This window comes from Pseudoalteromonas sp. S1608 (genome assembly GCF_005887265.1).
Classification (GTDB): domain Bacteria; phylum Pseudomonadota; class Gammaproteobacteria; order Enterobacterales; family Alteromonadaceae; genus Pseudoalteromonas; species Pseudoalteromonas undina.
In genome coordinates, this window is sequence record NZ_PNDK01000042.1 from 66670 (window position 1) to 76314 (window position 9645).

The 9645-nt window shown below is 42.1% G+C and carries 6 protein-coding genes and 1 rRNA gene; 3 read left to right on the forward strand and 4 right to left on the reverse strand.

The window, feature by feature from the left end:
- Window positions 1-64 precede the first annotated feature (64 nt).
- Window positions 65-3955: a phosphoribosylformylglycinamidine synthase gene (gene purL / locus CWB75_RS15820; RefSeq protein ID WP_138571161.1), complete on the reverse strand. Its 3891-nt coding sequence runs from the start codon at window positions 3953-3955 to the stop codon at window positions 65-67.
- Window positions 3956-4166: 211 nt separating this feature from the next.
- Between purL and mltF the strand changes: the two genes are divergently transcribed.
- Together mltF and CWB75_RS19110 are read left to right on the forward strand one after the other, a co-directional pair.
- Entirely contained in the window at window positions 4167-5636 is a 1470-nt protein-coding gene (gene mltF, locus CWB75_RS15825; RefSeq protein WP_138571162.1) for a membrane-bound lytic murein transglycosylase MltF, read from the forward strand.
- Between the two features lie 136 nt (window positions 5637-5772).
- Window positions 5773-5943, forward strand: coding sequence for a hypothetical protein (locus CWB75_RS19110; protein WP_008468235.1), 171 nt, complete (start codon window positions 5773-5775; stop codon window positions 5941-5943).
- Here the strand turns inward: CWB75_RS19110 and tadA are convergent.
- Entirely contained in the window at window positions 5940-6446 is a 507-nt protein-coding gene (tadA, locus tag CWB75_RS15830) for a tRNA adenosine(34) deaminase TadA (RefSeq protein WP_138571163.1), read from the reverse strand. The genes CWB75_RS19110 and tadA overlap by 4 nt on opposite strands.
- Window positions 6447-6623: 177 nt before the next feature.
- Between tadA and CWB75_RS15835 the strand changes: the two genes are divergently transcribed.
- Window positions 6624-7928 (forward strand): inosine/guanosine kinase, encoded by a 1305-nt coding sequence (locus CWB75_RS15835; protein ID WP_036985324.1) that lies wholly within the window; start codon window positions 6624-6626, stop codon window positions 7926-7928.
- A 22-nt stretch (window positions 7929-7950) separates the two neighbouring features.
- Here the strand turns inward: CWB75_RS15835 and glsB are convergent, their stop codons facing one another.
- Window positions 7951-8874: a glutaminase B gene (glsB, locus tag CWB75_RS15840; RefSeq protein WP_010390961.1), complete on the reverse strand. Its 924-nt coding sequence runs from the start codon at window positions 8872-8874 to the stop codon at window positions 7951-7953.
- Window positions 8875-9506: 632 nt separating this feature from the next.
- Window positions 9507-9621 (reverse strand): 5S ribosomal RNA (gene rrf, locus CWB75_RS15845).
- Between the last annotated feature and the right edge of the window lie 24 nt (window positions 9622-9645).

Below are 9645 nucleotides of genomic sequence, written 5' to 3' on the forward strand. Positions count from 1 at the left end.
ACAAAAAAGGCTGCACAAGGCAGCCTTTTTATCTTACATTTAGATCATGAATCCAGCGTGTATATTAACCTACATTTTTACGCGCATTTCTAAACATACGCATCCATGGGCTATCCTCGGCCCACTCATCTGGGTGCCAAGAGTTAGCAACCGCACGGAATACACGTTCAGGGTGTGGCATCATTACAGTTGCACGACCATCTGTTGATGTAATACCCGTGATCCCCTCAGGTGAACCATTCGGGTTTGCTGGGTACTGTGTTGTTGGATTACCGTAGTTATCAACAAACTTAACCGCTACGGTGCCGCTTGCAAGTGCAGCCTTAGTTGCCGCATCATTTGCAAATTCTGCATGACCTTCACCATGTGAAACTGCAATTGGCATACGTGAACCTGCCATACCATTAAAGAACACCGATGGGTTTTCTTGAATTTCAACCAGACTAAAGCGTGCTTCAAAACGCTCTGACTTATTAGTTACAAAGCGCGGCCAATGTTCAGTACCTGGAATCAACTCTTTTAATGTTGATAGCATCTGACAACCGTTACATACACCTAAGCTAAAGGTATCTTCACGATGGAAGAAGCTTTGGAACTGATCGCGTGCCATATCGTTAAACAATATTGACTTAGCCCAGCCTTCACCGGCGCCTAATACGTCACCGTAAGAGAAGCCACCACACGCCACTAAACCTTTAAACTGTTCAAGCGTTAAACGACCTTCTAAAATATCACTCATGTGAACATCTACCGCAGCAAAACCAGCACGGTTAAACGCAGCAGCCATTTCTAGGTGCGAGTTAACGCCCTGCTCACGTAAAATAGCCATTTGTGGCTTAGCACCTGTCGCAATGTACGGTGCAGCAATATCTTCGTTTAAGTCAAAGTTAAGTTTAACGTTTAAGCCTGGGTCTTTTGCATCAAATTTAGCGTCAAACTCTTGCTTAGCACACTCAGGGTTATCACGACGCGCTTGCATCTGATAGGTTGTTTCGGCCCAAATTGTACGAAGCTCAGTACGAGTATGATTAAGTACTGTTTGCTCACCACGATTAAATACAATGTTATCGTCATTATTAAGCGAGCCAATCACATGGCTAATTGCGGCAACACCATGCTGCTCAAATACAGCTTTTACAGCATCTAAATCACTGTTTGCTACTTGAATTACAGCACCTAACTCTTCGTTATAAAGCGCTTCAATATCCGAGCCAGTCAAAGTCGCTAAATCAACGGTTACACCGGTGTGGCCGGTAAACGCCATTTCAGCGATAGTAGTAAACAAGCCACCGTCTGAACGATCGTGATACGCAAGTAGCTTACTATCAGCCACTAGCGCCTGCATAGCATTGTAAAAGCCTTTTAGTAACTCAGGGCTGTCTACATCAGGAGTAACATCACCAAGCTGCTTATAAACTTGTGCAAGGCTTGATGCGCCCATACGGTTTTTACCCGCACCTAAATCAACTAATATAAGCGATGTCTCGCCTTTATCAGTGCGCAGCTGTGGAGTCACCGTTTTACGCACATCATCAACGCGGCCAAACGCTGTAATAATCAGTGATAAAGGTGATGTTACTGATTGCTCAGTTGTATCATCTTCATTTTTCCATGTCGTTTTCATCGACATCGAGTCTTTACCTACAGGTATAGTTAAATCAAGTGCTGGACATAACTCTTCACCAACAGCTTTTACCGCTTCATATAAACCTGCGTCTTCGCCAGGGTGACCCGCAGCCGCCATCCAGTTTGCAGATAACTTAATGTTTTCTAAGTCACCAATATTAGCACCAGCAATATTTGTAAGAGACTCAGCCACAGCCAAACGTGCTGAGGCGCCATAATTAAGTAATGCCGCTGGAGTACGTTCACCTAGTGACATAGCTTCACCGTGGTAAGTATCGTAAGTTGCTGCGGTAACTGCACAGTTAGCCACAGGCACTTGCCAAGGGCCTACCATTTGATCGCGCGCTACTAAACCAGTTACAGAGCGATCGCCAATAGTAATCAGGAAGGTTTTTTCTGCAATGGTTGGTAAACGTAATAAACGCTGCGCTGCATCCGCAGGATTAATAGCATCCATATCAAGTGCAGTGCCTACTACTTGTTGCGAAGTAACATCACGATGCATTTTAGGTGCTTTACCTAATAATACATCCAGTGGTAAATCTACAGGGCTGTTATCAAAATGACTATCCGCAACCGTTAAATGACGCTCTTCTGTTGCTTCACCAATAACTGCATATTGTGCGCGCTCACGCTTACAAATTGCTTCAAAGCGTGCAAAGTCTTCAACGCCCACAGCAAGCACATAGCGCTCTTGCGATTCATTACACCAAATTTCGTGTGGTGCCATGCCCGGCTCATCATTAGGGATATCACGTAGTTGGAATTTACCACCACGGCCACCATCATCTACAAGCTCAGGGAATGCATTTGATAAACCACCGGCGCCCACATCGTGTATAAACGCAATAGGGTTTGCATCACCTAGCTGCCAACATTTGTCGATCACTTCTTGACAACGACGTTCCATTTCTGGGTTTTCACGTTGAACAGAAGCAAAATCTAAATCTTCGTTTGATTGACCCGATGCCATGCTAGATGCAGCACCACCGCCTAAACCAATGTTCATTGCAGGGCCGCCAAGCGCAATCAGTTTTGCGCCTACTGGAATATCGCCTTTTTGAACATGCTCAGCACGAATATTACCTAAACCACCGGCAAGCATAATTGGCTTGTGGTAACCACGTACCTCTTCACCATTGTGACTCGTTACTTTTTCTTCGTAAGTACGGAAATAACCTAAAAGATTAGGACGACCAAACTCATTATTAAATGCAGCACCGCCTAGTGGACCTTCTGTCATTATATCAAGTGCGTTTACAATACGGCCAGGTTTACCAAAATCGCTTTCCCAAGGCTGTTCAAAACCAGGGATACGTAAGTTAGATACAGTAAAGCCAACTAAACCCGCTTTTGGCTTAGAACCTCGACCGGTTGCGCCCTCATCACGGATTTCACCGCCTGATCCAGTTGCAGCACCAGAAAAAGGAGCAATCGCTGTTGGGTGGTTATGGGTTTCAACTTTCATTAAAATTTCAATGTCTTCTTGATGATACGCATATTCACCTTGCGCATTCGGGAAGAAGCGACCCGCCTTTGAGCCTTTCATTACGGCTGCGTTATCTTTATAAGCAGACAGTACATTTTCAGGATTATGCTCAAAGGTATTTTTAATCATTTTAAACAACGACTTTGGCTGTTCAATACCATCGATAGTCCAATCAGCATTAAATATTTTATGACGACAATGCTCTGAGTTTGCTTGTGCAAACATGAATAATTCGATGTCGTTAGGGTTGCGCCCTAACTTGATGAAGTTTTCTACTAAGTAGTCAATTTCATCATCAGCAAGTGCAAACCCTTGCTCTATATTGGCTACGGCTAATGCTTCGCGGCCGCCACCTAAAATATCAACTGATGACATTGGACGAGGTGCATCACTGCGAAATAACTGCGCGGCATCTTCTAATTTACTGTGAGTAGCTTCAGTCATACGGTCATGAAGAAGCGCAATAACGTGTGCAAGCTGCTCTGCATTTAAATCACCTTCAACATAATAAGCAATACCACGCTCAACTCGATGAACTTGCTTAAGCCCACAGTTATGAGCGATATCAGTCGCTTTTGAAGCCCATGGCGAAATAGTACCAGGGCGAGGCGTTACTAATACCAACTGACCCGCTGGCGCATGCTCAGCTATTGTTGGTCCATAGGTTAATAACTTCTCAAGTTTGGTTTGCTCATCATTGTTTAATGGCGATGTTAAATCGGCAAAGTGAGCGTATTCGGCATATACATTGGTGACAGGAAGTTGCGATTGTTGGCAACGCGCTAAAATTTTATTAACTCTGAACTCTGAAAGTGCTGGTGCACCACGAAGGATCAACATAAGTAATTTCACCCGGGGTTAGGGATTGAACGATATTTTAGGCGCGTATTATAGTCCAAATTACTCTCAGATTTAACTCAAAAATGCGCTTTTCATTAAATTAACTTTTTCTTTTTGTTTACACCTATTTTTTACTGGCTGCGATTAAACGGTAAGTGACGTAATCAGTAAGTTTTGTTATAACAGGAGATACGATGCTAAAGAGGCGAATATGTTGAAGATAAAGCTAATAACAATCATTACGTTAGTCATCCTTTTGTGTGCCTGTAACACACAAGAGCAGTCAACACAGCTCGCCCAAATTAAATCAGAAAATAAAATTCGCGTTGGTACACTCGCCAGTGCAAGTAATTATTATCAAGCTGTTCAAGGAGAACAAGGGTTTGAATTTGAACTCTCTCAAGCATTCGCCGACTACCTTGGGGTAGAGCTTGAAATTGTGCCCTTTTTTAATTTATCCGATATGTTTGCGCGCTTAGATAGTGGCGATCTCGATTTAATTGCCTCTGGGCTTACTTTTAACAAGGCGCGCGCCAAACGTTACCGCTATGGCCCAACTTACAGAACGATAAGTCAAAAATTAGTTTTTAAACAAGGCCGTGAACGCCCTCGTGATTTTGATGATTTAACCGGAAACTTCACCGTTATTGCTAAAAGTAGTCATTCATTAACATTAGAAGAAATAAAACAAAACAACCCAGATTTAACTTGGAATGAAACCGAAGAATTTGATGAAGAAGAGTTACTACAAGCCGTTATTGATGGGGAAATAGATTACACCTTAGCGGACTCTCATACATTAGCGTTGTTTAGGCGCTATCACCCTAACTTGAGTATTGGCTTTTCAATTACGCGTAATGATTCAATTGCATGGATACTAAGAAAGTCGAATGATGACTCATTGTACGCGTTGCTAGTTCCTTTTTTTGGTGAGGCAAAACAAAACAATCAACTTTATGTACTTGAAGAAAAGTACTTTGGCCATGTACGTCAGTTTAATTACGTTAATACCTTAGCCTACATAGATGCAATAAAAGAAACACTGCCTAAATATCAACCTTGGTTTGTGCAATATGCGGGTAGCCTTGATTGGCGCTTACTTGCTGCATTGAGTTATCAAGAGTCGATGTGGAACCCACGAGCTAAGTCACCAACGGGTGTACGCGGTATTATGATGCTAACAAGGCGCACAGCAAAACAAGTCGGTGTTACTAATCGCTTAGAACCAGAACAAAACATACGTGGCGGTGCGAAATACTTAGCTAAATTAATTAAGCGTATACCAGATAGAATCCCGCAGCCTGATCGTACTTGGCTTGCACTTGCCGCTTATAATGTTGGTTGGGGGCACGTTAATGATGCCCGCATAATTACCGAACAACAGGGAGCTAGCCCTGATAAATGGGCTGACGTTAAAAAGCGCTTACCATTACTAGTAAAAAAACGTCACTACCGTAACACACGCTATGGCTATGCTCGCGGTGATGTTGCAGTGACTTATGTTGATAATATTCGTCGCTATTACGATGCGCTTGTTTGGCTAGATGAAAATAATGCAATGGCAACTATACCGCCAACTTCCGAAACAGAAAAAGAAAAAGAAAAAGAAACAAAAGATAAAAGCATTAAACCAGGTGATGCAAATCAACGTATTAGTGATGGCGTAGAAAAAGAAAAATAAAAGCGCTATGAAAATTTCGCGCTATATTAGCTACATGTTAGAAAAGCAAATAGTTGTTTACTTGCAATCAATTATTCAATAATCTGGCTCAATTGTATTAAAATCTGTGTCATCACCAAGCACATAAGGATAAGTAATGCTTAAACGTAGACGTACACATCAGCTTAAACGTTGTATAAAACACTCAACTGCCACTCGTCGTCGAGTGATGTTAAGAAACTTACATAAAAAGATAATTTGGCGCCGTCGTATGTTTGCTATGCAGCAAATGGCTGAGCTAGACGCCTTAATAGCAGCTGCAGACTAATCGTTGTTAAGGTTGCGAGCGGCTAGCTTTACGGCTTTAATTTGTGCTCGGCGACGCTTAAAAAAACTAGAAATAGTCTCAGCACATTGTGTCTCTAAAACCCCACCCGTTATTTCTACTTGATGGTTTAAACGAGGTTCTTGCAACAAGTTCATAATAGAACCAGCAGAACCCGTTTTAGCATCGGCTGCACCAAATACTAAACGTTTAATTCGGCTGTGCACTAACAGACCTGCACACATAGAGCAAGGCTCTAACGTGACATACAAAGTGCAGTCAATTAAGCGATAGTTGTTAAGCACTTTTCCGGCTTCTCTTACCGCTATCATCTCAGCGTGGGCAGATGGGTCATTATCGGTAATTGAGCGATTATAACCCGCGCTTATAAGCTGATTATTTTTGACAATAATGGCGCCTACCGGGATCTCATCGAGTTGCTCTGCTTGTTTTGCATACACAAGGGCTTGTTCCATCCAATATTGGTCGTCAAATGGCTCTGTCATGATTATTACTTAACTATTTTTTATGCCGTAATTATACCAACTTACCGTAAAAAAATGCGTAATTGATCACTTTATTGCAAAAATAAAACAAATTTAAGTGGTTTACCATGGCCCATAAGGCGGGATTTACGCTATAATCTCTCGCTTTTTTTATTTAGCTCACAACACGGGTAGCAAATGAAATTTCCTGGACGCCGCAGGCATAAACATTATTTTCCAGTGGAAGCCAAAGATCCACTGACCAATCAACTTAACGCCACAGAACGATTACACCGCAGCTATATTACGGGGATCGATCAAATCGTTGTTGATATAGAAGCTAAGGTTGACCAAGCTTTTCTCGATGAATTTCAATTGCGCCGAGGGATGTCGCAAGTTATAGATAATGACATCACTAATGCTTTATACGATCGCTTAAAACTAAACGATATGGTCGATTACGAATTCGCAGGAGGAACCGTTGGCAACACGATGCACAACTATTCCGTACTTGCTGATGATCGTTCGGTACTATTAGGCGTAATGAGCGAAAATATAAAAATAGGCAGTTATGCTTATCGATTTTTATGTAATAACTCAAGTCGTGTAGATTTAGACTACTTACAACCAGTCGATGGTCCTATTGGCCGTTGCTTTACCTTGATTGATGAAACAGGTGAGCGCACGTTTGCTATTAGTGCTGGCCTGATGAATTACCTAAAGCCAGAGTCAATTGATAAAGAGCTAATAGAAGGCTCATCAGCATTAGTCATCAGTGCTTATTTAATGCGTACTCAAGGTGATGAAACCATGACCGAAGCGACCATGCAAGCAATCAAGTACGCTAACGATGCAAATGTACCGGTGGTATTAACTCTAGGAACTAAGTTTCTTATCGAGCAGGACCCGACATGGTGGGCTAACTTTGTAGAAAAGCATGTTGATATACTTGCTATGAACGAAGAAGAAGGCCAAGCAATTACTGGATATGAAGATCCACTTCTTGCTGCTGACAAAGCATTAGACTGGGTTGACTTAGTTATTTGTACAGCCGGTGAAAAAGGCTTATTTATGGCTGGCTTTGTTGATGACAGCTGCAAACGTGAAACAGAGTACCCATTATTACCGGGTGCTATACCAGATTTTAATCGTTATGAATTTTCACGTGCAATGCGTAAAGTTGACTGTGAAAATCCTATAAAGGCATATAGCCATACAGCGCCGTTTATGGGTGGGCCTGACTCGATTAAAAATACCAATGGTGCCGGTGACTGTGCTTTAGCCGCGGTTTTACATGACTTATCAGCGAATGTTTATCATAAGTTGAATGTTGCTAATTCAGCAAAGCATCAGCAACAAGCCATTACCTACTCTTCGCTCGCACAAATTAGTAAATACGCTAACCGTGCTAGCTTTGAAGTGCTTGTACAGCATTCGCCTCGCTTATCACGTGGTTTGCCTGAGCGCGAAGATTGTTTAGAACAAGTGTATTGGGATCAATAAGATCCCATTACGCTAAGCGAAGCTAAAATATCGATATATCAAGCTTTTTAGATAGCAGCTCTAATGCTGCTATTCCCGCCACTGAGTTACCAAAAGAGTTTAATCCTGGTGAATAGACTGCCACTGTAAATCTATTCGGTAACACCGCTAATATTGTTCCAGAAACACCCGATTTACCTGGCATGCCAACACGATAACCAAAGTCACCCGCTGCGTCATATAAGCCACTGGTAAACAACAACGAATTTAGTTGCTTGTTTTGACGACTAGAAAGTACTCGTTTATTTGAGCTGTAATCTATCCCTTTATTGGCTAAAAAATTGTACGCCTTAGCAAGTTCAATACAATTAAGTTCTATGGCACAAAAATTAAAATACGACCAAAGGACATCATCTACTTCATTCTCAAAGTTACCAAATGATTTCATTAAATGTGCCATTGCCGCATTTCTATGCCTAAACTCATACTCTGAGTTAGCCACTTGCTTGTCAATTACAATACTTCGATTACCTGATAAATCGCGAAATGTTTCAAGCATAGAGTGCATTGGAGCTGATAAACGACTATACAAAGCATCGCAGGTAACAATCGCTCCCGCATTAATAAATGGGTTACGTGGAATCCCTTTTTCAAACTCAAGCTGTGTCAGAGAGTTAAACGCCGTACCAGAAGGCTCTTTGCCAACTCTATTCCATAATTCATCGCCATAGCGTTGCAACGCTAATGTCAGAGTCATTACTTTAGATACAGATTGAATTGTGAAACGTTGCTCACAATCACCGGCGCAGAAAATTTCTCCGTCCGTAGTATAGATAGCAATAGAGAACTGCTCAGGAGAAACCTCTGCCAATGCAGGTATATAATCGGCAACTTTACCCTGCGTTAGTAAAGGCTTAACCTCTTGAGTTATCTCATTTAACACTCGTTGGTAATCACTCGTTGGCAATCGACACCTCAATAATACGAAATCAAAAACCAAATTTTAACACGTCAGATCCATAACCGCATGGTAATGTTGAGCAAATAGGGGATTCGCTGATATCAATGAAAATATTTCACTACAAACTTCGAAACTATTACAGCATAAGTAAACCATAGTAAGGGCTTTAAGTTCCTACTTTTTTTACTTTAATCTGATGCCTTTAATTAGAGTCGGTGCGCTACTTCGTAGCGACAGCGCAGTAGAATGTCGCAGTGCCCACAGCGGTAAAAAGTCACATAGCATATGCGGTGCTATCATTGTGTCGGGGCGTCCTTCCGCGGGGCTCGCCTTCGAGCTGTTTTGTTTGACTACTGAGTTTTGCATGGGCTATTTACTAAACCCCAGATAGCAAAAAACCCGTTACATTGCTGTAACGGGTTTCTTTAATTGGATCCTCGTAATGTCATGGTGCCCACAGCGGTAGAAAGTCACATAACAAATGCCACACTATCATTGTGTCGGGGCGGCCTTCCGCGGGGCTCGCCTTCGAGCTGTTTTGTTTGACTACTGAGTTTGGCATGGGCTATTGGCTATTTATTAAAGTCAAGACAGCAAAAAACCCGTCACATTGCTGTAACGGGTTTCTCTTATTTAGATCCTGGTAATGTCCTACTTTCACATAACAAATGCTACACTATCATCGGCGCTGTTTCGTTTCACTACTGAGTTCGGCATGGGGTCAGGTGGGTCCAAAACGCTATTGTCACCAAGAAAATTTGGTGGAAGAACGTATCT

What these genes read in the sequence shown, in the direction of transcription:
- tadA (WP_138571163.1), bottom strand. Translation starts at nt 6,446, where the DNA reads ATGACAGAGCCATTTGACGACCAATATTGGATGGAACAAGCCCTTGTG.
- purL (WP_138571161.1), bottom strand. Translation starts at nt 3,955, where the DNA reads ATGTTGATCCTTCGTGGTGCACCAGCACTTTCAGAGTTCAGAGTTAAT.
- CWB75_RS15835 (WP_036985324.1), top strand. Translation starts at nt 6,624, where the DNA reads ATGAAATTTCCTGGACGCCGCAGGCATAAACATTATTTTCCAGTGGAA.
- CWB75_RS19110 (WP_008468235.1), top strand. Translation starts at nt 5,773, where the DNA reads ATGCTTAAACGTAGACGTACACATCAGCTTAAACGTTGTATAAAACAC.
- mltF (WP_138571162.1), top strand. Translation starts at nt 4,167, where the DNA reads ATGTTGAAGATAAAGCTAATAACAATCATTACGTTAGTCATCCTTTTG.